Source organism: Rehaibacterium terrae, assembly GCF_014202935.1.
GTDB lineage: Bacteria > Pseudomonadota > Gammaproteobacteria > Xanthomonadales > Xanthomonadaceae > Rehaibacterium > Rehaibacterium terrae.
On record NZ_JACHHX010000005.1, the window covers coordinates 157,674 to 183,434 of the forward strand.

25 protein-coding genes are annotated in these 25,761 nt (G+C 69.7%); 14 read left to right on the forward strand and 11 right to left on the reverse strand.

All coding sequences use genetic code 11. The features are described from left to right. Window positions 1–80: 80 nt before the first annotated feature. The 3 genes from ybeY to miaB form a co-directional block, all read right to left on the reverse strand. Window positions 81–545, reverse strand: coding sequence for an rRNA maturation RNase YbeY (gene ybeY, locus HNQ58_RS05190; protein ID WP_183947729.1), 465 nt, complete (start codon window positions 543–545; stop codon window positions 81–83). 2 nt (window positions 546–547) lie between these two features. Continuing rightward, window positions 548–1,519 (reverse strand): PhoH family protein, encoded by a 972-nt coding sequence (locus tag HNQ58_RS05195; RefSeq protein ID WP_183947730.1) that lies wholly within the window; start codon window positions 1,517–1,519, stop codon window positions 548–550. Window positions 1,520–1,684: 165 nt separating this feature from the next. Next, complete coding sequence (miaB, locus tag HNQ58_RS05200) at window positions 1,685–3,031, reverse strand: tRNA (N6-isopentenyl adenosine(37)-C2)-methylthiotransferase MiaB (RefSeq protein WP_183947731.1); 1,347 nt, start codon at window positions 3,029–3,031, stop codon at window positions 1,685–1,687. A gap of 111 nt (window positions 3,032–3,142) precedes the next feature. On the opposite strand from miaB, the gene HNQ58_RS05205 reads away from it, so the two are divergent. After that, complete coding sequence (locus HNQ58_RS05205) at window positions 3,143–3,973, forward strand: lytic transglycosylase domain-containing protein (RefSeq protein WP_183947732.1); 831 nt, start codon at window positions 3,143–3,145, stop codon at window positions 3,971–3,973. A gap of 40 nt (window positions 3,974–4,013) precedes the next feature. On the opposite strand, the gene HNQ58_RS05210 is transcribed toward HNQ58_RS05205, so the two are convergent. After that, window positions 4,014–5,153 carry a S1C family serine protease gene (locus HNQ58_RS05210; RefSeq protein ID WP_183947733.1) on the reverse strand — a complete coding sequence of 380 codons (1,140 nt, stop codon included), beginning with the start codon at window positions 5,151–5,153 and terminating at the stop codon, window positions 4,014–4,016. A gap of 162 nt (window positions 5,154–5,315) precedes the next feature. Between HNQ58_RS05210 and petA the strand changes: the two genes are divergently transcribed. The 5 genes from petA (at window position 5,316) to HNQ58_RS05235 (ending at window position 9,122) form a co-directional block, all read left to right on the forward strand. After that, window positions 5,316–5,912, forward strand: coding sequence for a ubiquinol-cytochrome c reductase iron-sulfur subunit (gene petA, locus HNQ58_RS05215; protein WP_183947734.1), 597 nt, complete (start codon window positions 5,316–5,318; stop codon window positions 5,910–5,912). Then, a complete protein-coding gene (locus HNQ58_RS05220) occupies window positions 5,912–7,156 on the forward strand; it encodes a cytochrome b (protein WP_183947735.1) in 1,245 nt (414 codons plus the stop codon). The genes petA and HNQ58_RS05220 overlap by 1 nt, the downstream gene beginning before the upstream one ends. Then, entirely contained in the window at window positions 7,149–7,880 is a 732-nt protein-coding gene (locus HNQ58_RS05225) for a cytochrome c1 (RefSeq protein WP_183947736.1), read from the forward strand. The genes HNQ58_RS05220 and HNQ58_RS05225 overlap by 8 nt, the downstream gene beginning before the upstream one ends. 184 nt (window positions 7,881–8,064) lie before the next feature. After that, window positions 8,065–8,700: a glutathione S-transferase N-terminal domain-containing protein gene (locus tag HNQ58_RS05230; protein ID WP_183947737.1), complete on the forward strand. Its 636-nt coding sequence runs from the start codon at window positions 8,065–8,067 to the stop codon at window positions 8,698–8,700. Beyond that, on the forward strand, window positions 8,697–9,122 hold the full coding sequence (locus tag HNQ58_RS05235) for a ClpXP protease specificity-enhancing factor (protein ID WP_183947738.1): 426 nt from the start codon (window positions 8,697–8,699) through the stop codon (window positions 9,120–9,122). The genes HNQ58_RS05230 and HNQ58_RS05235 overlap by 4 nt, the downstream gene beginning before the upstream one ends. Window positions 9,123–9,129: 7 nt before the next feature. Here HNQ58_RS05235 and HNQ58_RS05240 read toward each other — a convergent pair whose 3' ends face one another. The 4 genes from HNQ58_RS05240 to HNQ58_RS05255 form a co-directional block, all read right to left on the reverse strand. Continuing rightward, on the reverse strand, window positions 9,130–9,441 hold the full coding sequence (locus tag HNQ58_RS05240) for a DUF3301 domain-containing protein (protein WP_183947739.1): 312 nt from the start codon (window positions 9,439–9,441) through the stop codon (window positions 9,130–9,132). Then, complete coding sequence (gene nadC, locus HNQ58_RS05245; RefSeq protein WP_183947740.1) at window positions 9,438–10,310, reverse strand: carboxylating nicotinate-nucleotide diphosphorylase; 873 nt, start codon at window positions 10,308–10,310, stop codon at window positions 9,438–9,440. The genes HNQ58_RS05240 and nadC overlap by 4 nt, the downstream gene beginning before the upstream one ends. Before the next feature lie 38 nt (window positions 10,311–10,348). Next, the gene (locus tag HNQ58_RS05250; RefSeq protein WP_183947741.1) at window positions 10,349–12,505 is read right to left on the reverse strand and encodes a DUF1631 family protein; all 2,157 of its coding nucleotides are present in this window, start codon (window positions 12,503–12,505) and stop codon (window positions 10,349–10,351) included. A 67-nt stretch (window positions 12,506–12,572) separates the two neighbouring features. Next, the gene (locus HNQ58_RS05255; protein ID WP_183947742.1) at window positions 12,573–12,839 is read right to left on the reverse strand and encodes a Trm112 family protein; all 267 of its coding nucleotides are present in this window, start codon (window positions 12,837–12,839) and stop codon (window positions 12,573–12,575) included. 82 nt (window positions 12,840–12,921) lie between these two features. Here HNQ58_RS05255 and purE point away from each other — a divergent pair, with 82 nt between their 5' ends. Beyond that, complete coding sequence (gene purE / locus HNQ58_RS05260; protein ID WP_183947743.1) at window positions 12,922–13,428, forward strand: 5-(carboxyamino)imidazole ribonucleotide mutase; 507 nt, start codon at window positions 12,922–12,924, stop codon at window positions 13,426–13,428. Further along, window positions 13,425–14,570, forward strand: coding sequence for a 5-(carboxyamino)imidazole ribonucleotide synthase (locus tag HNQ58_RS05265; RefSeq protein WP_183947744.1), 1,146 nt, complete (start codon window positions 13,425–13,427; stop codon window positions 14,568–14,570). The genes purE and HNQ58_RS05265 overlap by 4 nt, the downstream gene beginning before the upstream one ends. Before the next feature lie 132 nt (window positions 14,571–14,702). Here the strand turns inward: HNQ58_RS05265 and HNQ58_RS05270 are convergent, their stop codons facing one another. Both HNQ58_RS05270 and sodB read right to left on the reverse strand, forming a co-directional pair. Then, window positions 14,703–15,788, reverse strand: a complete 1,086-nt coding sequence (locus HNQ58_RS05270) for an ATP-binding cassette domain-containing protein (protein ID WP_221301153.1) — start codon at window positions 15,786–15,788, stop codon at window positions 14,703–14,705. 97 nt (window positions 15,789–15,885) lie between these two features. After that, the gene (gene sodB / locus HNQ58_RS05275) at window positions 15,886–16,464 is read right to left on the reverse strand and encodes a superoxide dismutase [Fe] (RefSeq protein WP_183947745.1); all 579 of its coding nucleotides are present in this window, start codon (window positions 16,462–16,464) and stop codon (window positions 15,886–15,888) included. A 141-nt stretch (window positions 16,465–16,605) separates the two neighbouring features. Here sodB and grxD point away from each other — a divergent pair, with 141 nt between their 5' ends. The 6 genes from grxD (at window position 16,606) to ppnN (ending at window position 25,284) form a co-directional block, all read left to right on the forward strand. Continuing rightward, window positions 16,606–16,944, forward strand: coding sequence for a Grx4 family monothiol glutaredoxin (gene grxD / locus HNQ58_RS05280; protein ID WP_183947746.1), 339 nt, complete (start codon window positions 16,606–16,608; stop codon window positions 16,942–16,944). Beyond that, entirely contained in the window at window positions 16,941–17,693 is a 753-nt protein-coding gene (locus tag HNQ58_RS05285) for an SDR family NAD(P)-dependent oxidoreductase (protein ID WP_343057196.1), read from the forward strand. Before grxD ends, HNQ58_RS05285 begins: the two co-directional genes overlap by 4 nt. Then, on the forward strand, window positions 17,690–18,277 hold the full coding sequence (locus HNQ58_RS05290) for a YhgN family NAAT transporter (protein WP_183947747.1): 588 nt from the start codon (window positions 17,690–17,692) through the stop codon (window positions 18,275–18,277). The genes HNQ58_RS05285 and HNQ58_RS05290 overlap by 4 nt, the downstream gene beginning before the upstream one ends. Window positions 18,278–18,492: 215 nt before the next feature. Next, complete coding sequence (olsF, locus tag HNQ58_RS05295; protein ID WP_183947748.1) at window positions 18,493–20,220, forward strand: bifunctional ornithine lipid synthase OlsF; 1,728 nt, start codon at window positions 18,493–18,495, stop codon at window positions 20,218–20,220. 211 nt (window positions 20,221–20,431) lie between these two features. Continuing rightward, window positions 20,432–23,611: a TonB-dependent receptor gene (locus HNQ58_RS05300; RefSeq protein ID WP_246417018.1), complete on the forward strand. Its 3,180-nt coding sequence runs from the start codon at window positions 20,432–20,434 to the stop codon at window positions 23,609–23,611. Window positions 23,612–23,904: 293 nt separating this feature from the next. Beyond that, window positions 23,905–25,284, forward strand: coding sequence for a nucleotide 5'-monophosphate nucleosidase PpnN (gene ppnN / locus HNQ58_RS05305; RefSeq protein WP_183947749.1), 1,380 nt, complete (start codon window positions 23,905–23,907; stop codon window positions 25,282–25,284). 6 nt (window positions 25,285–25,290) lie between these two features. Here the strand turns inward: ppnN and HNQ58_RS05310 are convergent, their stop codons facing one another. After that, a complete protein-coding gene (locus HNQ58_RS05310; RefSeq protein ID WP_183947750.1) occupies window positions 25,291–25,686 on the reverse strand; it encodes a type IV pilin protein in 396 nt (131 codons plus the stop codon). Between the last annotated feature and the right edge of the window lie 75 nt (window positions 25,687–25,761).

A 25,761-nucleotide genomic window follows, 5' to 3' on the forward strand; every position in this document is an offset into this window, starting at 1 on the left:
AAAGGGGCGGTGGCCGGCAGTTTACCGCGAACGGGTGGCGGCTTGCCGTCGACATCAGCCCGGCCGCGGGCGGCGAGCCGTTACAGATAGGGATCGGCGATGCCCAGCCCGGCGAGGATTTCGCGCTTGAGCTGTTCCATTGCCTCGGCTTCGAGCGGGTCGTCGTGATCCATGCCGAGCAGGTGCAGCACGCCGTGCACGGTCAGGTGGGCGTAGTGCGCGGCCAGCGGTTTGCCGTGCTCCCTGGCCTCGCGGGCCACCACCGGCGCGCACAGCACGATGTCGCCGAGGATCGGCAGGCTCACCCCGTCGGGCAGCTCGGCCGGAAAACTGAGCACGTTGGTGGCGTAGTCCTTGCCACGGTAATGGCGGTTGAGTGCGCGGCCTTCGCGCTCGCCGACCAGGCGGATGGCCAGATCGGCGCGGCGCACACGGCCGCTGAGCGCGGCTTCGGCCCATTTGCGGAAGCTCTGCGGCGCGGGCAGCCCGGCGCGGTCGAGTCCGTAACTGACGCCCAGATCCAGCTGTACCGCCCGCCTGCCCATCGTCAGTCCTCCGGCTTGCCGTCGCGCGCATCGTAGGCGCGAACGATCCGCTGTACCAGCGGATGCCGCACCACGTCGCGGGCGGTGAAGAAGGTGAAGCTGATCCCGTCGACGTCGCGCAGCACCTCGACCGCATCGCGCAGGCCGGATTTGACGCTGCGCGGCAGATCGACCTGGGTGAGGTCGCCGGTCACCACCGCGGTCGAGCCGAAACCGATCCGGGTGAGGAACATCTTCATCTGCTCGATGGTGGTGTTCTGCGCCTCGTCGAGGATCACGAAGGCGTCGTTGAGGGTGCGGCCGCGCATGTAGGCCAGCGGTGCGATCTCGATGACGTTCTTCTCGATCAGCTTGAGCACGCGCTCGACGCCGAGCATTTCATACAGCGCGTCGTAGAGCGGGCGCAGGTAGGGGTCCACTTTCTGGCTGAGGTCGCCGGGGAGGAAGCCCAGCTTCTCGCCGGCCTCGACCGCCGGACGCACCAGGATCACGCGCTGCACGCGGCTGGTGTTGAGCGCCTCCACCGCGCTGGCCACGGCGAGGAAGGTCTTGCCGGTGCCGGCCGGGCCGATGCCGAAGTTGACGTCGTGGGTGGCGATGGCGTGCAGGTAGCGCGCCTGGTTGGCGCCGCGGCCGCGCACGTTGCCGCGCTTGACCTTGATGACCACCTCCTGCGTGCCGGCGGTGTCGGCGAGGCGGTCGATGCTGGCGTCGTTCAGACGCAGGTGGACGCGCTGCGTGGTCAGCGTCTCGCTGGCCGTCTCCTCGTAGAGCGCCTTGAGCAGGCGTTCGGCGGCGCGCGCGGCCTGGTCCTCGCCGATCACCCGGAACACGTTGCCGCGGTTGGCGATCTCCACCCCCATGCGCAGCTCGATCTGCCGCAGGTGCTCGTCGAACGGGCCGGCGAGATTGGCCAGGCGCGCGATGTCCTCGGGCTCCAGGACGAAGTCGCGCTGGGCGAGCGGGGTGCTCATGGCGCGTCAGCCACGGATCGGCACGGATGGGCGCGGGTCGGGGAGCCTGAAGCCGGCCCGTCGGCGCATGGCGCTGAAAGGAGGCGGTGGATGCAAGCCATGGCGGTCAGCTTCTCCCTGGGTGGCGCTTCATCCGCGGGCATCCGCGTCGACCCGTGGCCGGACTCAGGCCGCCTCGGAGCCGCCGATGGCGAGGACCCGTCCGCGCAGCGAGTTCGACAGCGCGTGGGTGATCGTCACGTCCACGAACTGGCCGATCATGCGGGGATGGCCGGGGAAATTGACGTAGCGCATGTTGCCGGTGCGCCCGGTCAGCTCGTTCGGATCCTTCCTGCTCGGTCCCTCGACCAGTACGCGCTGCACGCTGCCGACCATGGCCTCGGAGATCTTCTTCGCGTTGGCGTCGATGGCGGCCTGCAGGCGCTGCAGACGGGCTTTCTTTTCGGCCTCGGGCGTGTCGTCGGGCAGGTTGGCGGCCGGTGTGCCGGGGCGGGCGGAGTAGATGAAGCTGAAGCTCTGGTCGAAGCCGATGTCCTCGATCAGCTTCATCGTCGCCTCGAAGTCCTTCTCGGTTTCGCCCGGGAAGCCGACGATGAAGTCCGAGCTGATCGAGATGCCCGGCCGCGCCTCGCGCAGGCGGCGGATCTTGGCCTTGTACTCGAGCACGGTGTGGCCGCGCTTCATCGCGGCGAGGATGCGGTCGGAGCCGGCCTGCACCGGCAGATGCAGGTACTCGGCGAGCTGCGGCACGTCGCGGTGGGCCTCGATCAGCGCGTCGCTGAACTCGACCGGGTGCGAGGTGGTGTAGCGGATGCGGCCGATGCCATCGATCTGGGCGATGGCGCGGATCAGCAGGGCGAGGTCGGCGACGCTGCCGTCGGCCATCCGGCCGCGGTAGGCGTTGACGTTCTGGCCGAGCAGGTTGACCTCGCGCACCCCCTGCTCGGCGAGCTGGGCGACTTCCAGCAGCACGTCGTCGAACGGCCGCGAGACTTCCTCGCCGCGGGTGTAGGGCACCACGCAGAAGGTGCAGTACTTCGAGCAGCCCTCCATGACCGAGACGAAGGCGGTCGGGCCTTCGGCGCGCGGCTCGGGCAGGCGGTCGAACTTTTCGATCTCGGGGAAGCTGATGTCCACCTGCGGCCGGCCGGTGTCGCGCCTGGCGGCGATCATCGCCGGCAGCCGGTGCAGGGTCTGCGGACCGAACACCAGGTCGACGAAGGGCGCGCGCTGGAGGATCGCCTCGCCCTCCTGGCTGGCCACGCAGCCGCCCACGCCGATGATGACCCGGTCGTTCTTCTTCTTGAGCTGCCTCCAGCGGCCGAGCTGGGAGAACACCTTCTCCTGCGCCTTCTCGCGGATCGAGCAGGTGTTGATCAGGATGACGTCGGCCTCGGACTCGTCTTCGGTCAATTCCAGGCCGTGCTCGGCCGCCAGCACGTCGGCCATCTTGGCCGAGTCGTACTCGTTCATCTGGCAACCGTGGGTCTTGATGTAGAGCTTGCCGGCCATGCAGGCGTACCGAAAACCGCAAACCGCTATTGTAGTGGCCGCGGGTTGGCGCGCCAAACGTTTGACCGCAAAGGACTTGGCAGTCCGGCCGGAGCTGTGGAAACTGCCGTCATGCGAATCCGGGGAGTCGCCGCCGTCCTTCTGTCCGCGCTGGCCGCGTCCGCCGCGGCGGGCGAGCTGTACCGCTGCCAGGCCGCCGACGGCAGCCTGAGCTATACCAACACCCGCCCCGGGGGGCAGGACTGCAAGGTGATCCAGCGCTACACCCCGGCGCCGGCGCGCGGCGGCGGCACGCCGGCTGCGCCACGGGTGGATTTCCGCAGCGTGCCCGGCGATGCGGCGCCGCGCGCGCCCGCCGTCTCCGGCCAGGCCCGGGTCACCCGCGGCGCGGTCTACAAGTACGAGCGCGACGGAGTGGTGCACTACACCAACGTCCGGCCGCGCGGCGAGCCGGTCGAGGTGCTGTTCACCTACGTCGAAACCTGTTTCGCCTGCGCCGTGCGGCCGGGCGTGGACTTCCGCACGGTGCCGCTCAACACCAGCGCCTTCGCCGCCGAGGTGGCGAAGGCGGCAAGCGAGTTCGGCGTCGATGAGGCCCTGGTGCGGGCGGTGATGCACGCCGAGAGCGCGTTCAACCCCAATGCCCGCTCGCACAAGGGCGCACAGGGGCTGATGCAGTTGATTCCGGCCACCGCCGAGCGTTTCGGCGTCGCCGACCCCTTCGACGCGGCGCAGAACATCCGTGGCGGCGTCGAATACCTGGCCTGGCTGCTGCGCCGCTTCGACGGCAACACAACGCTGGCGACCGCCGCCTACAACGCCGGCGAGGGCGCGGTGGACCGCTACGGCGGGGTGCCGCCATTCGCCGAGACCCAGCGCTATGTCGAGCGGGTGGCGATCCTGTTCGACCGCTATCGCAGCCGGCTGGCCGCGACGTATTGAGCCGGTCCGCCGGCGGTGGCCGGAAGCGCTCCGGGAGTGCTCAGGCCCCGGCCGGTGGCGGCCGGCGCGCCAGCGTCAGTTCGGCGCGGAAGGGGATGCCGGCGCGCATCCCGGCCAGGGCGACCCGGGTGCCCGGCGCCAGGTCGGCCTCGCGCCGGCGCAGCTCGAGCGGGTCGGCGATGGCGCTGCCGTCGAGCTCGGTGAGCACGTCGCCCGGGCGCAGCCCGGCCAGCTCGGCCGGGCTGCCCGGGTGGACGGCCGAGATCGTGACCCCGTGCGCACTGCCGGCGACGCGGCCGGAGCCGTCGAAATATTCCGCGCCCAGCCAGCCGCGCACCACGCCGCCCTCGCGCACGATGTGGTCGAGCACCATGCGCGCGGTGCTGACCGGGATGGCGAAGCCGATGCCGTTGGCGTCCGGCACGCGTTGGGTGAACACGGCGGTGTTGATGCCGACCAGTTCGCCACGGGCGTTGACCAGCGCGCCGCCGGAGTTGCCACGGTTGATCGCGGCATCGGTCTGGATGAAGTCCTCGTAGGTGGCGATGTGAAGCTGGTTGCGGCCGAGCGCCGAGACGATGCCCTGGGTGACGGTCTGGCCGAGCCCGAACGGGTTGCCGATCGCCAGCACCACGTCGCCGACCCGCAGCGGGCCCGGGGTGTCGAGCGGCAGTGCGGGCAGGTGCTCGCCCTCGATCTTCAGCACCGCCAGATCGGTATCGCCGTCGGAGCCGACGACCCGCGCCTGGGTCACCCGGCCGTCCTGCAGCACGATGCGGATGTCGCCGGCGCCGGCGATGACGTGGTGGTTGGTCAGCACGTAGCCGTCGCCGCTGACGAGCACGCCCGAGCCCAGCGAGCGTTCCAGCCGCTGCCGCGGCGGGCCGAGGGTGAGCGTCGAGTAACGCTGCATCAGCGGGTCGGGTACCAGGCGCAGCGAGCGTTCGGTGACGATCTTGTCGGCATAGATGTTGACCACCGCGGGCGCCGCGCGGGAGACCGCGTCGGCGTAGCTGGCCGGACCCGGCGGGGGCATCGCCGGGCCGGTGACGGCGGCGGGCGTCGGCAGTCCGGCCCAGCGGCGCAGGCCGGCGGCCGCGCCGGGGGTCAGCTGCGAAACCAGGAACGCCAGCGCCAGGCCGGCGACGGCGGCTTGCAGCAGGAAGCGGGCGATCGGCATGGCGGGCGCGTCGGGTCGGGGCCGGCGGCATTTTCGCATGGCCGGCGCAAGCGTTGTCCCGGCATTCGGGCATCCGTTAAACTTCCCCGTCTTTGCGGGGCGGGGCATGCGCCGCAAGTCACGCTGTCTCAGCCACATTCAGTCGTTATCGCGGAGAGCCGGATGGCTAACCAAGGGGTCAACTCAGGCCGCCGCCGTTTCCTGACAGCCACCACCGCCGTCGTCGGCGCGGTCGGCGCGGGATTCGCGGCCGTTCCGTTCATCAAGTCCTGGCAGCCCAGCGCGCGCGCGCAGGTGGCCGGTGCCCCGGTCGAGGTCGACATCAGCAAGATCGAGCCCGGCCAGCGCATCACGGTGCAGTGGCGCGGCCAGCCGGTCTGGCTGGTGCGGCGCACGCCCGAGCAGCTGGCGGCACTGCCGAGCCAGAATCCGCGGCTGCGCGATCCCAACTCGGACAACACCGAGCAGCAGCCGGATTACGCCCGCAACGAGTTCCGCTCGATCCGGCCGGAGCTGCTGGTGCTGGTCGGCCTGTGCACCCACCTGGGCTGCGTGCCGCTGTACCGTCCGGAGCTGCAGGCGCAGCCGTTCGACTCCGAGTGGAAGGGCGGCTTCTACTGCCCCTGCCACAACTCGCGCTTCGACATGGCCGGCCGCGTCTACGAGGGCGTGCCGGCGCCGACCAACCTCAAGGTGCCGCCGTACCGGTTCGTCGACGACAACCGCGTCATGATCGGCGTGGACGAAGGAGCTGCGTGATGGCGAACATGATCGACCGCGCGGTCAGCGGGTTCAGCGACTGGTTCAACCAGCGTGCGCCCGGCTTCCTGCCGTTCTACAGGAAGCACATGTCGGAGTACTACGCTCCGAAGAACTTCAACTTCTGGTACTACTTCGGCTCGTTGGCCCTGCTGGTGCTGGTCAACCAGATCGTCACCGGCATCTGGCTGACGATGAACTACAAGCCGTCCGCCGCCGAGGCTTTCGCCTCGGTCGAGTACATCATGCGCGACGTCGAGTGGGGCTGGCTGATCCGCTACATGCACTCCACCGGCGCGTCGGCGTTCTTCATCGTCGTCTACCTGCACATGTTCCGCGGCCTGATCTACGGCAGCTCGCAGAAGCCGCGCGAGCTGGTGTGGATCCTGGGCATGCTGATCTTCCTGACCCTGATGGCCGAGGCCTTCCTGGGCTACGTGCTGCCGTGGGGCCAGATGAGCTATCACGGCGCGCAGGTGATCATCAACCTGTTCGGTGCGGTGCCCTGGGTCGGCGAGGCGCTGACCGAGTGGATCCGCGGCGACTACCTCGTCTCCGACGCCACCCTCAACCGCTTCTTCGCCCTGCACGTGATCGCGCTGCCGCTGGTGATCCTGCTGCTGGTGGTGCTGCACCTGGCCGCGCTGCACGAGGTCGGCTCCAACAATCCCGAAGGCATCGACATCAAGAAGGTGAAGGACGCGAACGGCAAGCCGCTGGACGGCATCCCGTTCCATCCGTACTACACCGTGAAGGACATCTTCGGTGCGGGCTTCTTCCTCACCATCATGGCTTTCATCATCTTCTTCGAGCCCACCTTCGGCGGCCTGTTCCTCGAACACGACAACTTCGTCGAGGCCAACCCGCTGGTGACGCCGGACCACATCAAGCCGGTGTGGTACTTCACGCCCTTCTACGCGATGCTGCGCGCCGTCCCGGACAAGCTGTTCGGCGTGATCATCATGGGCGCGGCGGTGATGATCCTGTTCCTGCTGCCGTGGCTGGACCGCAGCCCGGTGCGCTCGATCCGCTACCGCGGCTGGGTGTCCAAGCTGCTGATCGCGATCTTCATCGTCGCCTTCGTCAGCCTGGGCTGGCTGGGCATGCAGCCCGGTAGCGAGCTGCAGACGCTGATGGCCCGCCTGTTCACCCTGTACTACTTCGCCTTCTTCGCCTTCATGCCGATCTGGTCGCGCATCGACGCCACCAAGCCGGTTCCGGAACGGGTGCCCTCGCATGACTAAGCGCCTCCTCGCCTTGCTGTTCGCCCTGCTGCCGCTGGCCGCGTCCGCCGCCGGCGATGTCAAGCTGCAGGCGTCCAACGTCAACATCGGCGACCGGGCCTCGCTGCAGCGCGGCGCGGCCCTGTACATGAACTACTGCGCCGGCTGCCACTCGCTGGAGTTCCAGCGTTTTTCGCGCATGGCCGAGGATCTGGGCCTGACCGAAGAGCAGGTCATGACCTGGCTCAATTTCACCGAGCGCAAGTTCGGCGAGACCATGACCATCGCCATGGACAAGGGCGACGGCGAGGCCTGGTTCGGCAAGGCACCGCCCGACCTGTCGCTGGTGGCCCGCGCCAAGCTCGGCGGCCCGGACTGGGTCTACACCTTCCTGAAGTCCTTCTACGTCGACGAAACCCGCCCGGCCGGCTGGAACAACACCGTCCTGGCCAATGCCAGCATGCCGAACGTGCTTTGGGAGCTGCAGGGCATCCAGCGCGCCGTCTACGGTCAGAACAAGGACGGCTCCTCCCACGTCGAGCGCTTCGAGCTGACCACCGCCGGCCGCATGACCCCGCAGCAGTTCGACCAGGCCGCGCGCGACATCAGCGCCTTCCTGGCCTACGTGGCCGAGCCGGCCGCCCTCAAGCGGCAGTCGCTCGGCGTGTGGGTGCTGCTGTTCCTGTCGCTGTTCACCTTCCTGGCCTGGCTGCTCAAGACCGAATACTGGCGCGACGTGCACTGATGTCCCGCTGCGCCGGGATGCCCGGAATCCGCGAGGCCCGGCTTTGCCGGGCTTCGCGTTCACGAGGGGTGGCCCCATCGCGGTTTTCCGCGAATTCAGGTAGGTTTTGGGGCGGCGAGGACCGCCGGCACCGGGCTGGTGGCGCCAAATCGGCCGGCCGGACGCCGGCCGGGGAGATCCGCATATGGCCGCAAGCCCACGTCTGCGCAATGCCCTGACCCTGTTTTCCGCCCGCGACTGCGTGGTTTGCCACCGGGTCAGGCTGGTCCTCGCGGCCAAGGGCGTCAGCTATGAATTGATCCCGGTAGACCCGACCAACCCTCCCGAGGATCTGGTCGACCTGAATCCCTACCACTCGGTGCCGACCCTGGTGGACCGCGATCTGGTGCTGTACGCCGCCTCGGTGGTCAGCGAATTCCTCGACGAGCGTTACCCGCACCCGCCGCTGATGCCGGTCGATCCGCTGGCGCGGGCGCGACTGCGGCTGGCGATGCTGCGGCTGGAACACGAGTGGGTGCCCCACGTGCAGGCCATCCAGCATGGCACCAAGGCCCAGGCCGAGGCCGGCCGCAAGCGGCTCAAGGAGCTGCTGCTGGCCTCGCTGCCGCTGTTCAAGGCCTCCAAGTTCTTCCTCAATACCGAAATGAGCCTGGCCGACTGCGCCATGGCGCCGATCGTCTGGCGCCTGCCGGCGCTCGGCATCGCCCTGCCCAAGGAGGCCAAGCCGATCGAGGATTACGGCATGCGGATCTTCCGCAACCCGGGTTTCATGCGCAGCCTGACCCCCGAGGAGAAGGTGCTGCGCGAGCTGCCCGCATGAGCGACAAGCCCCACCGGATGACCTCCAACCGGCCCTACCTGATCCGGGCGATGTACGAGTGGATCGGGGACAACGGCATGACGCCCTATCTGCTGGTGGACGCCTCCCATCCGGGTGTGCAGGTGCCGCCGCAGGCGGTGCAGGAGGGGCGGGTGGTGCTCAACATCGCTCCCCGCGCCGTGGCCCAGCTGGAGCTCGGCAACCAGGAGATCCGCTTCATGGCCCGGTTTTCCGGCGTCAGTCAGCCGGTGCTGGTGCCGGTGGCCGCCGTGCACGCGATCTACGCGCAGGAGACCGGACAGGGCATGATGCTGCCGGCGGAGGAGGGTGGGGCGACGGCGCTCGAGCCGGGGCCGGAGGATGGCCCGCCCGAGGACGGCGGCGGCGCGCCCAGGCGCGGCCACCTGCGGGTGGTGAAGTAGCGCGGCGTCAGTCGGCCGCGGCCAGCGGGCCGATCAGCTCCACCAGCCTGGTGCCGAACAGCACGATGCGGCCGCTGTGGCGGTCCTCGCCGTGACGCGAGTAGTCGAAACGGTAGTGCCGCTCGACCCCGAGCCGGCCGTCGGCGCCGCGGCGCAGGCGCAGCCTGACCAGATGCACGCTGTGGTCGAGCCATTGCACGCCGGCCGCTTCGCAGGCCTGCCGGCCGAGCCGGTGCGCGGTCTCGCTGGCGGCGCGCGCGTTCGACCACAGGAAGGCGGCGAGCGCGAAGCCGAGCATCGCCAGCAGCAGGCCAGTCATGCCGTCGCCCCCGTGGTCCCGCCCGGCGGCGTGCCGAACCTGAGGGAAAGGTCGATCGCGCGCACGTGCTTGGTCAGCGCGCCGACCGAGATGCAGTCCACGCCGGTCCCGGCGATCGCCCGGACCCGTTCCAGCGAGACGCCGCCCGAGACCTCCAGCGGCACCCGCCCGGCAGTGATCCGCACCGCCTCGCGCATGCCGTCCAGGCTGAAGTCGTCGATCAGGATGCGGTCGGGCGCGGCGTCGATCGCCTGCCGGAGTTCGTCCAGATCCTCGACTTCGACGATCACCGGCAGGCCGGGGTGTGCCCGGCGGGCGGCCTCGACCGCTGCGGCGATCGAGCCGGCGGCGTGGATGTGGTTCTCCTTGATCATCACCGCGTCGTAAAGCCCGAGCCGGTGGTTGTGACCGCCGCCGGCGCGCACCGCGTGCTTCTGCGCCAGGCGCAGCCCGGGCAGGGTCTTGCGGGTGTCGAGGATGCGCGCCGCGGTGCCGGCGACGGCGGCGACGTACGCCGCCGTGGCGGTGGCGGTGGCCGACAGTGTCTGCAGGAAATTCAGCGCGCAGCGTTCGCCGCTGAGCAGCGCGCGGGTGCGTCCGGCGAGGGTGCAGAGCACGTCACCGGCCTCGACCCGGTCGCCCTCTGCCACGCGCCAGTGGATCCGGACATGCGGGTCGAGCGTGCGGAAGCAGGCGTCGAACCAGGGACGGCCGGCGATGACCGCCGCTTCCTTGCACAGGACGTAGGCGCTCGCCGGCGTGTCGGCCAGCAGATCGGCGGTGACGTCGCCGGGGCCGATGTCCTCGGCCAGCGCGCGCGCCACGTCGGCGGCGACGAGTTCTTCGGGCGGGGAGGGGAGGGAGCTCATGGCCGCGCATTATGCCCGCCGCGGCACGGGCCGGCGCGTCACGCGCTGCGGGATTCTTCCTGCGGCTGGGCGCTGTCCTCGCGCAACTGTCCGAGCACGGTGCTGAGCGCACGCTGCAGCATGTCGGCGCCTTCCAGCATCCTGGTCAGGCCCTTCTCGATCTCGCGCACCAGCTCTTCCGGCCGGCGGTCGGCGACGCGCATGCCGTTGCGGTTCACGAACAGGCAGCGGCCGGAATAGGGGCTGACCCAGCTCAGCTTGGCACGCTCGCTGCGATCGCTGTCGGCCGGGCCGAACTCGAACCAGGTGCCGGGCGGAACCGAGCGGATGCGCTCGAGCAGGACCGGGTCGACTTCGCCCGGCAGCGGCTGTTCCTCGCCGATCTCGGGATCGGTCTCGACCACGCCTGGGCTGCGCGCCACCGGCGGCTCCTGTTCGAGGAAGTCCGGGGCGGGGCGCTCGCCGAGCCGCCAGCGCATGAACTCGCGCAGTTCGAGGATCAACTGCTCGACCTCGGTCTCGTGGTAGGCCACGGTGGCCAGCCCCTGGCGCAGCTGCGCCTCCAGCACCGGCAGCAGGGCGCGCAGGCGCAGGCGCTCGACGTCGCTGCCGCCGGAGGCGGTGCACCAGAGCAGAGCCTCGCTGAAGCCCATCGCCTCGCGGTAGTTGGCCGAGTCCTCGCCGTGGCGCAGCCAGAGCAGCACCAGACAGTTGGCCCAGGGGCGGGTCAGCAGGTGGCGCACCCAGGCCGGCGCCGGCACTTGCGCCAGCCGCGCGGCGAGTGCCTGGTGGACCTGGCGGCGGGCGTGCCAGAGCCGTTCGCGGCCGGCGGTGGCTTCGACCACGCGCTGCTCGGCCAGCTCGGCGCGGCGGCGCTGGGCGTCGAGCCCGGCGCGCAATTCCTCCAGCAGGCGCGCCTGCGCGGCGAGATCCTCATGACGGGCGAAACTGTCGATGGCATCGGTGATCTGCGCCAGCAGGCGGCCGTCGGGATCGGCGCTGCGGCACCAGCCGAGCATGGTCTCGCCGATCACGTCCACCAGCTGGCGGGCCGGATGATCGTGCCGGGCGAGCACTTTCGGATCGTCGATGGCGGCGCGGGTGAGGGGCACCTGCATCCGCTGCATCAGCGGCTGCAGCGCGCGCGGCACGCGGCGATCGCGCAGCAGCGCGTCGAACACGCGCCCGACCAGATCGACGGTGGCCAGCTGGGTCGGCGCGGCGCCACCGCCGTAGCGGGCTTCGGCCAGCAGCTGGGCGGCGAGCTGACGCGGCGGCGGCAACTCGCCCCCTGCGGCCAGCCGGCGCGCGACGCGCTCGACCGCCAGATGCAGCCCGGCGCCGGCGGCATCTCCAGCGGGGACGCCGTCACGGCGTGCGGTCAGGCTGGGCTCGGCGTCGCCTGCGGCCGGCTCGCCCGCCTGCAGCCGCGATTGCAGCAACTGGATCAGGCGGTCGAGCAGTTCGCGCTCCGGCAGGGAGTCGCCGTCGGCCTTCTCCCTCCGCACGGCGGCGGCCTCGCCGGCGGCCGGCTTCTGCGGCGACGGCCTGGGCGGCTCGCGCTTGATCTGGCCCGGCAGCGTGGGCAGCACGCCCGCATCGGCCAGCCGCAGGTTGATGTCGCCGTAGATGGGGTCGAGGCTGCCGAGCAGGTGGCGCTCGAACAGCTTGAGGATGATCAACCTGACCTCGAGACTGACTTCCAGCGCCGAGATGGCGGTGCGGAAGGCTTCGGCGAGGCGGGCCGGACCGAAAGGATTGCTCTCGTCGTCCAGGTCGGGCCGTCCCAGCAGGTGGCGCAGGCGCTCGTTGAGGGCGAACAGCGCCGCGCTGTGGCGCTGCTGGGCCTTGGACACCATGCCGGTGAGCGCCAGCTCCTCCTCCAGCTCTTCATGACCGACCAGCGCGAGCTTGTCGCTCTCGGCGGCCTCGCCTGCCGACGGCGCGGGGTGGTGGCCGACACGGGCGAGGAAGTCGCGCTCGATGGTGTCGCGCCGTCGCCGGCATTCGCGCATGCCGTCGAAGTACTGCTGCTGACGGGTGCTGACGGTGCTGTGCTCGGCCAGCTCGAACAGGCTGTCGTCGAGGGTGTCGAACAACGTCTTGACCGACACCTTCAGGCGCGCCCGCAGCCAGCTCGTCAGCTCTGCGAGGAGGTGACGGGTCGTGTCCGGCGGGAGCGGGGGCAGGGTCATGGCCGAACGCGGAGGGCTGCCGTCGCCGGGGCGAGTCCCGGGACGGCAGCCTTGAGCCTAAGCCACGTCATCCCGGGAAATCCGTGATCTGGGTCGTGTTTATCCCCTCGTCGGCCAGCAGCACCGGAATGCCGTCGTCGATACGGTAGACGGTGCGCCGGTCGCGCGTGATCAGCGCGGCGGTGAGGGGACTGGATTGCGGCGAGCCGTCGGCCCGCACGACCCGGCCTTCGCCGATGGCGCGGTTGAGCGCCTCGAGTTGCCGGGCGGAGAGAGGCGCCAGGGGTTGTCTGGTCACCGGGCAGCAGAGGATGTCGAGCAGGCGTCGGTCCACGATCTGTCTTCTGGGCTCTCCGGGCTCGATTCTGTCAGGCTGGTCTTGCGCTTACAATACGCCTTTGACGCGAAAGCACGCCATGGCCGACCACTCCGTGACCGCGCCCCTCGTCGGGGTCGTGATGGGCTCCCGCTCCGACTGGGAAACGATGCAGCATGCCGTCGCGCGCCTGGAGCAGCTCGGCGTGCCGCATGAGGTCAGGGTGGTGTCGGCGCACCGCACTCCCGACCTGCTGTTCGACTATGCCGCCTCGGCGGCGTCGCGCGGGCTGCGCGCGATCATCGCCGGCGCCGGCGGCGCCGCGCATCTGCCGGGCATGCTGGCCGCCAAGACCCCTGTGCCGGTGCTCGGCGTGCCGGTGCAGAGCAAGGCACTGAACGGTCTGGATTCGTTGCTGTCGATCGTGCAGATGCCGGCCGGCATCCCGGTCGCCACCTTCGCCATCGGCGCCGCCGGCGCCGCCAACGCCGCCCTGTTCGCCGCCGCGCTGCTGGCGGCGGACCGCGATGCCATCCGCGCCGCGCTGGAGGCCTTCCGCGCCAGGCAGACCGGCGACGTGCTCGACCATCCGGACCCGCGCCTGTGACCACCGTCGGCATCCTCGGCGGCGGGCAGCTGGCCCGCATGCTGGCGCTTTCCGGGGCGCCGCTCGGCCTGCGCTTCCTGGTGATGGACAACACCGAGGACGCCTGCGCCGGCCAGTTCGTGCCGCAACTGGTCGCCGACTACCGCGACCAGGCCGCGCTGGCCGAGTTCGCCACCCGCGTGGACGTGGCCACCTTCGACTTCGAGAACGTGCCCGCCGAGAGCGCGCAATGGCTGGCCGAGCGGGTGCCCGTGTTCCCGAGTCCGCGCGCGCTCGCCGTCGCGCAGGACCGGCTGGCCGAAAAGACCCTGTTCCGCGAACTCGGCATTCCGGTACCGGCCTTCGCCGCGGTCGATTCGCGCGCGGGGCTCGACGCCGCCATCGCCGCGGTCGGCACGCCCTGCATCCTCAAGACCCGTCGGCTCGGCTATGACGGCAAGGGCCAGTTCCGCCTGAAGACTGCGGGCGATGCCGAGACGGCCTGGGCTGCGCTGGGGGCGCAGGCCCGGGCACACGGCCTGATCCTGGAGGCCTTCGTGCCGTTCCAGCGCGAGCTGTCGGTGGTGGCGGTGCGTGGCCGGGATGGCGAGTTCCGCGCCTGGCCACTGACCGAGAACTGGCACGACCATGGCATCCTCAGTGCCAGTCTGGCGCCGGCCAGTGCCGACCCGGCGCTCCAGGCGGCGGCGCTGGAGCAGGCCCGCAAGGTCGCCGAGGCGCTCGATTACGTCGGCGTGTTCGCGCTCGAGCTGTTCCTTTGCGACGGCACGCTGCTGGCCAACGAGATGGCGCCGCGCGTGCACAACTCCGGCCACTGGACCATCGAGGGCGCCGAAACCTCGCAGTTCCAGAACCACCTGCGCGCCGTGCTCGGCCTGCCGCTGGGGGCCACCCGTCCGCTCGGCAGCAGCTGCATGCTCAACTGGATCGGCGAACTGCCCGATGCGTCCGCGGTGCTGGCCGAACCCTGCGGTCACTGGCACGACTACGGCAAATCGCCGCGGCAGGGGCGCAAGGTCGGCCATGCCACCTTCCGCGCCGACGGCGCCGGCGAGCTCGCCGGCGCCCTCGACCGTGCGGCCGCCGCCCTCGGCCGTCAGGCCCAGGTCGCGCCGGTGCTGGCGCGGTTGCGCGGAGCTTGAACAACAACGGCAACAGCACTCACGGAGCAGGGGCGAAAGGCAAGAGAAAAACGCAGGGAACCATGTCGATCTCCCGCCTCTCTCCGCTTTTCTCCTTTACTCCGTGAGTGTTGTTGCCGTTGCGCCTGCGCTTCAGCGCTCGGTCCCTTCCGGCCCGAACACGACGACGTGTTCGATGTCGGTCCCGATGCGCAGGCGATGGCCCGGCGCGTGCTGGACGTGGCTTGGGAACAGCGCGCTGACCAGCTCGCCGTCATCCAGTTGCAGCGTGTAGAAGGTTTCCGCGCCGCGGAACACCGCCGAGACGACCAGCGCCTCGATCCCGTCCGCGCCGTCCGGCTGCAGGTCGTCGGGGCGGATCAGCACCCGCACCGTGCTGCCGGCGGCGAACTCCATCGCCCGGCCGGTACGCAGCCGGCCGAGCGCGGTGGCGACGGTGTGCGGGTCGAGCACGGTGCCACGGATGAAGCGGCCCTCGCCGACGAAGCCGGCCACGAACGGATCGGCCGGACGGTGATAGACCTCGAAGCCCGGTGCCCACTGCAGCAGCTCGCCGGCGCGCATCACCCCGACGGTGTCGGCGAAGGCGAAGGCCTCGTCCTGGTCGTGGGTGACCAGCAGTGCGGCGATGCCCCAGCCCTTGAGCAGCTGGCGCAGCTCGCTGCGCAGGGCGATGCGCAGGTGCGCGTCGAGGCTGGAGAAGGGCTCGTCGAGCAGCAGCAGATCCGGCCGTGGCGCCAGCGAGCGGGCCAGCGCCACGCGCTGCTGCTGGCCACCGGAGAGTTCGTGCGGATAGCGGTCGGCCAGCCCGTCCAGGCCGAGCGGCGCCAGCGCCCCGGCCACGCGCGCGGCGCGTTCGCCGCGCGGCAGCCGGTGCAGTCCGAAGGCGACGTTCCCGGCCACGGTCAGGTGCGGAAACAGCGCCAGGTCCTGGAACACGAAGCCCACGCCGCGCCGCTCCGGCGACAGCGTGGTCGCGTCGATTCCGCGCAGCGCGATGCGGCCGGCGGTCGGCGGATGGAAACCGGCGACCGCGCGCAGCAGCGTGGTCTTGCCGCAGCCGCTGGGGCCGAGCAGGCAGCCCAGCTCGCCGGGCGCCAGCGTCAGCGACACCTCGTGCACTGCCGGCAGTCCGCCGTAGTTGCAGGACACCCGCTCGACGGCGAGCAGCGGGGCCGTGGCGCCGGTGGCGGCCGGAGCGCGCGTCGACCCCGGCACGGCGAGGGGGTCGAGTGCGCCCGACGCGGGTGCCGCTTCGCCGTGCATGCGTCGTGCGCCCTCGGTCGGCCGATGCCGGGTCGTCGATGCCGGTGGCTCAGGCCATCTGACTGGCGACGAAGTCCCAGTTGACCAGGTTCCAGAACGCCTCGACGTACTTGGCGCGGGCGTTGCGGTAGTCGATGTAGTAGGCGTGCTCCCACACGTCGCAGGTCAGCAGCGGCTTGTCGGCGCCGGTGAGCGGGGTGGCGGCATTGGAGGTGCTGACGATGGCCAGGCTGCCGTCCGGGCGCTGCACCAGCCAGGCCCAACCGGAGCCGAAGGTGGTCAGCGCGGTCTGGGTGAACTGCTCCTTGAACTGGGCGAAGGAGCCGAACGCCTTGACGATCGCCTCGGCCAGCTTGCCGGTCGGCTCGCCGCCGCCGTTCGGGGACAGGCAGTGCCAGTAGAAGGTGTGGTTCCACACCTGCGCGGCGTTGTTGAACATGCCGCCCTGCGACTTGCGGACGATCTCTTCCAGATCCAGGTTCTCGAACTCGGTGCCCTTGATCTGGTTGTTGAGGTTGGTGACGTAGGTCTGGTGGTGCTTGCCGTAGTGATATTCGAGGGTCTCGGCGGAGATGTACGGCTCCAGCGCGTTCTTCTCGTAGGGCAGGGCGGGCAGTTCGATCGCCATGGTGCTTCTCCTTGTGCTGGCTGGGTGGCTGCGCGGGGGAGCGCGGAAGGACTTACAATTCTAGCCCATCGCCTCGCCGGCAGGCCGGCCCGGTGCCGGGACGGTGAGGTGCGCGAACCATCACCCCGAGCAGGATCCCCCATGCCCAACTCCCCCACGATCGACCGGATCAAGGCCCTGGTCGAAGGCCATCCCATCGTCCTGTTCATGAAGGGCACCCCGCAGTTCCCGATGTGCGGCTTCTCCAGCCGGGCGGTGCAGGTGCTCAAGGCCGCCGGCGCCGACTTCGCGCACGTCAACGTGCTGGAGGACCCGGAGATCCGCGCCAACCTGCCGCGTTACTCCGACTGGCCGACCTTCCCGCAGCTGTTCATCAACGGCGAACTCATCGGCGGCTGCGACATCACCGTCGAGCTGTTCGACAGCGGCGAGCTGCACCGCATGGTGGCCGAGGCGCAGAAGCAGAAGGACGAGGCGTGAGCGCGGCCTTCGATGCCGTCCCGCCGGCGCGGCCCGGCGCCCTGGCCGGCCGCGTGGTGCTGGTGGCCGGCGCCCATGGCGCGCTCGGCGAGGCCAGCGCCCGCGCCTGCGCCGAGGCTGGCGCCACCGTGGTGCTGCTCGGCCGCCGCGTGCCCAAACTCAACCGCGTGTACGATGCCGTGGCCGCGCTCGGCCCGGAGCCGGCGATCTATCCGCTCGACCTGGAAGGCGCCGGCCCCAACGACTACGCCGAGCTGGCCGACAAGCTCGCCGCCGAGCTGGGCCGGCTCGATGGCATCGTCCACGCCGCCGCCGACTTCAAGGCGCTCACGCCGCTGGAGCTGACCGCGCCGGAGGACTTCGTCCGCGCGCTGCACGTCAACCTGCTGGCGCCGTGGCTGCTGACGCAAGCCTGCCTGCCGCTGCTCAAGCGGGCCGCAGACAGCGCGGTGGTGTTCGTCGGCGAGGATCTGGACCGGGTGTCGCGCGCCTACTGGGGCGGCTACGGCATCGCCAAGCACGGCTTGGCCGGGCTGGTGAAGATGCTCGCCGTCGAGCTCGAGAACAGCCCGGTGCGGGTGAGCGCGTTGCAGCCGGCGCCGATGCGTACCCCGCTGCGCGCCCGCGCCTACTTCGGCGAGGACCCGGGCCAGTGGCCGGAAGCCTCGGCCTACGCCCCGGCCGTGGTGCACCTGCTGTCGCCGGCCGGCGTGGCCCAGCGCGGCCAGCTCTGGAAAGTCCGCGCATGACCACGGCCGCCGCCGCGATCCTGCTGTTCCTGATCCTCGACCCACTGGGCAACATCCCGGTGTTCCTGAGCCTGCTCAAGCCGCTGCCGCCGCAGCGGCGGCGGGTCGTGCTGGCACGCGAGCTGCTGATCGCGCTGGGCGTGCTGTTCGTGTTCCTGTTCGCCGGTCAGTACCTGCTGCAGCTGATGCAACTGCGCCAGGAGTCGATCAGCATCGCCGGCGGCATCGTGCTGTTCCTGATCGGCATCAAGATGATCTTCCCGCGTCCGGAGGGCATCTTCGGCGACGTGCCCGAAGGCGAGCCGTTCATCGTGCCGATGGCCATTCCGCTGATTGCCGGCCCGTCCGGCATGGCGGCGGTGATGCTGATGGCCAATTCCGACCCCGAGCGCACCGCCGACTGGAGCCTGGCGCTGTTCCTGGCCTGGGCGGCGACCGCGGCGATCCTGTTCGCCGCCACCTGGCTGTACCGCTGGCTGGGCATGCGCGTGCTCACCGCCGTCGAGCGGCTGATGGGCATGCTGCTGGTGGCGCTGTCGGTGCAGATGTTCCTCGACGGGGTGAAGGCCTACCTCGCCGGCTGAGCCCGGCCCGATGGCGAGCCAGGGCCGCGATCGGGCATGCCCCGGCCGGATATCGCCGCCACGGCGGCCCCCGCCGTCGTGGGTTTGCGCCGGGCTGGCGATGCTTTGATGCTTTTCCCCGGTCCCCGGTCCCCGGTCCCCGGTCCCGCCGCCTGTCACACGCCTTTCAGACAGCCCCCCTATCGTGACGCCGGTCCCCGTGACGGATCGGCCACGTGATCAGCGTCGAACAGAGGTTCTACGAGAAGTTTCCGCGCCTGGCGGCCGGGCGCGGGCGTGCCTTCAGTCGGCCGGTGGTCGGCCTGCTGCGGCGCGTGACCTGCGAGGCGCGCATCAACGACGTGCTGGCCCACCTGCGCGACACGCAGGGTTTCGACTTCGTCGAGCGGGCGCTCGATCAACTGGGGGCGTGCTACCAGGTCGCCCACACCGATCGCGAGAACATCCCGGTGGAAGGGCGCGTGGTGATCGTCGCCAACCATCCGCTCGGCGCGGTCGATGCCCTGGCCCTGCTGCATCTGGTGGGGTCGGTGCGGCGTGACGTGAAGATCCTCGCCAACGACATGCTGATGCAGCTGGAGCCGCTGGCGCCGCTGCTGCTGCCTTGCGACGTGTTCGGCGGCGGCCGCAATGCGCTGCGCGAAGCCTACCGCGCGCTGGAGCGCGAGCAGGCGCTGATCCTGTTCCCGGCCGGCGAGGTCAGCCGGCTGCGACCGCAGGGCGTGCGCGACGGGCGCTGGTCGGCCGGCTTCGTCCGCTTCGCCCGCAAGTCCGGTGCGCCGGTGCTGCCGGTGCACATCGATGCCCGCAACTCGCCCACCTTCTACGGCGTGTCGATGCTGGCCAAGCCGCTGGCCAGCCTGCTGCTGCCGCGCGAGATGTTCGCCGCGCGGCAGGCCCGCCTCAGCCTCACGGTGGGCGCGCAGGTGCCGGCGCGGGCGCTGGACGGCACCGGTCTGAGCGACCACCGGCTCGCACAGCGCATGCGTGCCCACGTTTACCGGCTGCCCAAGCGCAAGCCGCCACGGTTCGCCACCGCGTCGGCGATCGCCCATCCGGAGAGCCCGCAGGCGGTGAAGCGCGCCCTCGCCATCGCCGAGCCGCTCGGCCGCACCGGCGACGGCAAGCGCATCCTGCTGCTCGACCCGCAGCCGGATTGCCCGGCGCTGCGCGAGATCGGCCGCCTGCGCGAGCTGACTTTCCGCAAGGTGGGCGAGGGCACCGGCCGCCGGCGCGACCTCGACGCCTACGACCGCTGGTATCGGCACATCGTGCTGTGGGACGAAGAGGCGCTGGAGATCGTCGGCGCCTACCGCATCGCCGAGGGCGCGCAGGTGCTCGACGAGCGCGGCGTCGCCGGCCTGTACACGGCCAGCCTGTTCGACTACGCCACGGCCGCGGAAGGCTTTCTGCGCGAGGGCGTCGAACTCGGCCGCAGTTTTGTCCAGCCGCGCTACTGGGGCAGCCGCAGTCTCGACTACCTCTGGCAGGGCATCGGCGCCTACCTGCGCGGCCGGCCGCAGGTGCGCTACCTGTTCGGCCCGGTCAGCCTGTCGGCCAGCCTGCCGGAGGCCGCGCGCGACTGGATCGTCGAGGCCCACCGCCACGGCTTCGGCGACCGCGCCGGCCTGGCCCGTGCCCGCAATCCCTACCGGCCTGCCGCCGCGACCGCCACCGCCGCCGCCGAGGCCTTCGCCACGCTGGACGCAGGCCGGGCGCTGATCGCGCTGAAGTCGAAATTGAGCGATCTTGGTGTCGTTTTGCCGACACTTTATCGGCAATATGTCGAGCTTTGCGAGCCGGACGGCGTCCTGTTCCTGGACTTCGGCATCGACCCCGGCTTCGGCCATTGCGTCGACGGCCTGATCCGCCTCGACCTCACCCGGCTCAAGCCGGCCAAGCGGGCCCGCTACCTCGGGGCGCCGGCTGCCGCGGATGCCTGACCTGCGCGAGACCAGCGCGAGTGCCACGGAACTGTCATCAAACCCCGATATGCTGTTAAACTGGCGTTAACCCTCCCGGGCCGTACGGACTCGGGTCGGGCTCGGGGAAGTGACTGGAATCACTGCATCGCGCGACCGGTATCGCGCACTCCGGACTGCGGCAGACAGGACGCCTCGAATTTCCTTTCCGCAATCAGACAGGGCATAGACCATGAAGAATCGAAGCACGGTTCGGTTGTCGCGTCTGGCGCTCGGCCTCGCCGTCGCGCTGGCCGCCGCTCCCGCCTTCGCGCAGAGCACCTCCGCCGCCCTCAGCGGCCGCATCGTCGGCGACGACGGTCAGCCGGTCGCCGGCGCGCAGGTGACCATCCTGCACACCCCGTCGGGCACGATCAGCCGCGCCACCACCGACGCCGAGGGCCGTTACACCGCACGCGGCCTGCGCGTCGGCGGGCCGTACACCGTCACCGTCAGCCGCGACGGCTACCAGTCGACCGCGCAGGAGAACGTCTACGCCCTGCTGGCCGAGACCTCGCAGGTCAATCTCGAGCTGCGTTCCGAGGTGAGCAGCCTGGAGGCGATCACCGTCGTCGGCAGCGCGATCGATTCCGTCTTCGGTCCGGACCGCATGGGTACCGGCACCAACGTGTCGCGCGAGGACATCGACCGCCTGCCGTCGATCGCCCGCAACATCCAGGACTACATGCGTCTGGATCCGCGCATCGCGCAGACCGACAAGGAGCGCACCGAGATCTCCGCGGGCGGCCAGAACACCCGTTTCAACAACATCCGCGTCGACGGCGTCACCGTCAACGACGGTTTCGGTCTGGAGAGCAACAACCTGGTGACCGCGCGCCAGCCGATCTCGATCGACGCGATCGAGGCGCTCAACATCTCGCTGGCCAACTATGACGTCAGCCTGTCCGGCTACACCGGCGTCAACGTCGACGCGGTGACCAAATCCGGCACCAACGACTTCTCCGGCACCGTCTACGGCCTGTACCGCAGCGGCGACTGGGCGCGCGACGACATCATCCCGGGCTCGTTCTTCGCCCCGCCGAAGGAAGAGCAGACCTACGGCATGACCTTCGGTGGCCCGCTGATCCGGGACAAGCTGTTCTTCTTCCTGACCTACGAAAAGTTCGAGCGCACCCTCGGCGCGCCCACCAACCTGCCGGCCGGCATCACCGCCGCGCAGATCCAGGAAGTGCGCAACATCGCCCAGAACGTGTGGGGCTTCGACGCCGGCGACTTCGCCCTGCCGGGCAAGCTCAAGTTCGAGGTCGAGGACATCGTCGCCAAAGTCGACTGGAACATCAACGACGACCACCGCGCCTACTTCCGCTACAACAAGTCCGAGCAGACCGAGCCGTTCCTGCGCCAGATCGGCGCCCGCAGCCTGTCGCTGTCGAGCTTCTGGCAGACCAACAACAAGACCTACGAGTCGGCCGTGGTCCAGCTGTTCAGCGACTGGAGCGACCGTTTCTCGACCGAGTTCAAGATCGGCCGCTCCGAGTCCAGCTCGCTGTGGGACCTCAACTCGCGCCTGCCGCAGATCCAGATCTGCCTCAACAGCACCTCGTGCAGCGGCGCCGACTCGATCTACCTCGGCGCCGAGCAGTTCCGCCACATCAACATCCTTGAGACGCAGATCGACACCGCCTACGGTGCCGGCTTCCTGTTCCTCGGCGACCACGAGATCAAGTTCGGCGCCGAGTACCAGAAGAACGAGGCCTACAACCTGTTCGGTCGCGACCAGTTCGGCGTCTACCAGTTCGTCGGCCTGGACGCCTTCCGCAACGGCACGCCCAGCCAGTTCAACGTCCGCTACCCGATCAACGGCGACATCAACTCGATCGCCGCCCAGATCAAGCTGGAGAACCTGGCCCTGTTCATCCAGGACACCTGGTCGGTCAACTACAACCTGACCCTGAACTACGGCCTGCGCTACGACGTGCCCAACGTGCCGACCCCGCCGCCGGCCAACCCGGCCGCCTCGGCGATCTTCGGCTACGACAACACCAACACCATCGACGGCAACGGCCTGCTGCAGCCGCGCGTCGGCTTCAACTACACCTTCGACAGCGAGCGTCCGACCCAGCTGCGCGGCGGCGTCGGCCTGTTCTCCGGCGCGGCCGCCAACGTCTGGCTGGCCAACCCGTACCAGAACAACGGCGGCATCACCCTGGGCGAGTTCTTCTCCAGCACCGGCGCCGGCATCGTGTTCAGCCCGAATCCGGACAACCAGCCGGGCACCCGCGTCGATCCCAACAACCCGACCCCGGGCGGCCCGCTCGACCTGGTCGATGGCGACCTCAAGCAGCCGGCGGTGTGGAAGGCCAACCTGGCCATCGAGCACGAGCTGCCGTGGTGGGGCATCGTCGGCTCGGCCGAGCTGCTGCTCACCAGCGTCAAGGAAGGCCTGTACTACGAGAACCTCAACCTCGGCAGGCCGAGCCTGCAGGCCCGCGACGGCCGCCTGATGTACTGGGGCAACCCGTTCGCCGCCCCTAACGGCAGCTTCAACACCGGCTCGGCGAACGCCCGCGGCAACCGCAACCGTCAGTTCACCGACGTCACCGTGCTGCGCCCGACCAACAAGGGCGAAGGCCAGCAGCTGACCCTGTCGCTGAACAAGCCGGTGGTCGAGAACTGGTCCTGGAGTCTGGCCTACACCTACACCAACGCCACCGAGGTCAGCCCGCTGACCAGCTCGCAGGCGATCTCCAACTGGGCCAACAGCTTCCGCCTGAACCCGAACGAGCCGATCGCGGCCCGCTCGGTCTACGAGGTGCGTGACCGCTTCATCGGCACCCTGGGCTACCAGACCTTCCTGTTCGATGGCTACAAGACCTCCTTCGCGCTGTTCTACGAAGGGCGTTCGGGCCGTCCGTACAGCTGGTCGTTCCTCAACGACGCCAATGGCGACGGTCGCGTCAACGACCTGCTGTACGTGCCTGCCGGTCCGGGCGATGTGATCTTCACCGGCGGAGCGGCGATGGAGCAGGCGTTCTTCGACTTCATGCGGCGCAACCCGGGCCTGGCCCGTTTCGCCGGCAGCGTGGCCACGCCGGGCTCCGAGCGTTCGCCCTGGGTCAACACCTTCGACATCCGCATCAGCCAGGAGATCCCGGGCTTCTTCGGCAATCACAAGGCCGAGATCTGGCTGGACATCCAGAACGTCGGCAACCTGATCAACAAGGACTGGGGCCGCATCGAGGAGATCGGCTTCCCGTTCGGCAAGGGTGTGGTCAGCTTCGCCGGCATCGATCAGGCCACCGGCAAGTACCGCTACACCTTCAACGAGGCCAACGTCCGCGACGTCGTCCTGCGCGACAACCGCGGCGAGTCCCGCTGGTCGGCCCAGATCGGTTTCCGCTACCGCTTCTGATCCATCCGCCTGCGTGGCATCTGACGGCCGGGGGCGCGAGCTCCCGGCCGTTTTCATGTGCGCCCGGCACGGGCGCACATGGCGCACATCGGGATAGGGCGCACAGCGTCCATCGCCGATCGGTGCCCGTGCGACCGCCGGTCGCAGCGATGGGCGGTCCGCGCCCGCCGCGAACCGTGGCCCCAGGCGCGCCCCTCGAAGGGTGTACGCCGTCACCGCGCCGCGCTCCGCCTCCCGGCCGGTGCTACAGTGGCCAGTCCAACAAAACGAACGCCATCGAGCGACGAGAACAGATGAACCGAGCCGACACCCTGGATACCGTCAACGCCCGCATCTCCCCGCGCGGCGGCCTCGACATCCTTTCCCGCGACGAAGTCGCCCGCCTGCGCGACGCCTCCGCCGGCGGCCTGCACGACCTGCTGCGCCGCTGCGCCCTGGCCGTGCTCACCAGCGGCAGCCAGTCCGACGACCCGCGCGCCGCCCTCGAGCGTTACCCCGATTTCGACATCCAGGTGCTGCAGCAGGATCGCGGCATCAAGCTGGAGTTGCGCAACGCGCCGGCCGTCGCCTTCGTCGATGGCGAGATCATTCGCGGCGTCGCCGAGCAACTGTTCTCCGTCGTGCGCGACATCGCCTACACCGCCATCGAGGTCAAGTGCAGCGGCAAGTTCGATCTGGAGAGCTCGGAAGGACTGACCAACGCCGTCTTCGAGATCCTGCGCAATGCTCGTGTGTTGCGTCCGAATCTGGAGCCCAACCTGATCGTCTGCTGGGGCGGCCACTCGATCGCCCGCGACGAGTACGACTACACCAAGCTGGTCGGCTACGAACTGGGCCTGCGCGGCCTGGACATCTGCACCGGCTGCGGCCCTGGCGCCATGAAGGGGCCGATGAAGGGCGCCACCATCGCCCACGCCAAGCAGCGCCGCTTCGAGAACCGCTACATCGGCATCACCGAGCCCGGCATCATCGCCGCCGAGTCACCCAATCCGATCGTCAACCAGCTGGTGATCATGCCGGACATCGAGAAGCGCCTGGAGGCCTTCGTCCGGCTCGGCCACGGCATCATCGTCTTCCCCGGCGGCGTCGGCACCGCCGAGGAGATCCTCTACCTGCTCGGCATCCTGCTGCACCCGGACAACGCCGGCCTGCCGTTCCCCCTGGTGTTCACCGGCCCGAAGTCGTCCGCCGCCTATTTCGAACAGATCGACCAGTTCCTGCGCCTGACCCTGGGCGAGGATGTGGCCAAGCGTTACCAGATCATCGTCGACGACCCGGCCACCGTCGCCCGCCGCATGCGCGCCGGCGTCGACAAAGTCCGCGAGCACCGCCTCGACAACAAGGATGCCTTCTTCTTCAACTGGTCGCTCAAGGTGCGCGAGGAATTCCAGCGCCCCTTCGACCCCACCCACGAGGCCATGGCCGGTCTCAACCTGCACCGCGACCAGCCCGCCCACCTGCTCGCCGCCGACCTGCGCCGCGCCTTCTCCGGCATCGTTGCCGGCAACGTCAAGGAGGAGGGCATGCGCCGCATCGAAGCCGGCGGCCCGTTCGAGATCCACGGCGACCCCGAGATCATGCGCGCCCTGGACAAGCTGCTGCGCGCCTTCGTCGAGCAGCGGCGGATGAAGATCAGCGGCGAGTACCGGCCGTGCTATCGGGTGATGGCGTGAGGAGCATCACTGATTGCAGGCGGGAGTTCCCCAGGCAGGCTTGTTCTGCCGAGTGGCAGTGAGAGTGCCGCAGCGGTCGCCCGCCTGCACGCCCTTGGGGGTGGCCGTGATCGTGTAGTTGCCTGCCGTCGCCGAGCTGATGGCAATGGTGTAGTAGTCAGACAGCGGGAGGGTAGGGTAACCGGCGGTAGTGCAGGGACTGGTTGGACAGGCGTAACTCGGATTTTCAGCGCGCCAGCGCTCCAAGTCGAGCTGTAGCTGCCCAACCGACCGGAAGGCCTCTGCACGCCGCCCTTTCCGGACCTGTTCGTTATAGGCAGGGATCGCGACGGCCGCCAGAATTGCGACGATGGCGATCACGACCATGAGCTCGATCAGCGTGAATCCGCGGGTCTGTTGCATATCGGCCGTCTCACTGTTCGGTTCGGATCATAGCACCGGGTCATCCGGGCCAAGTCTGCGCGAGGCTCACTTGTC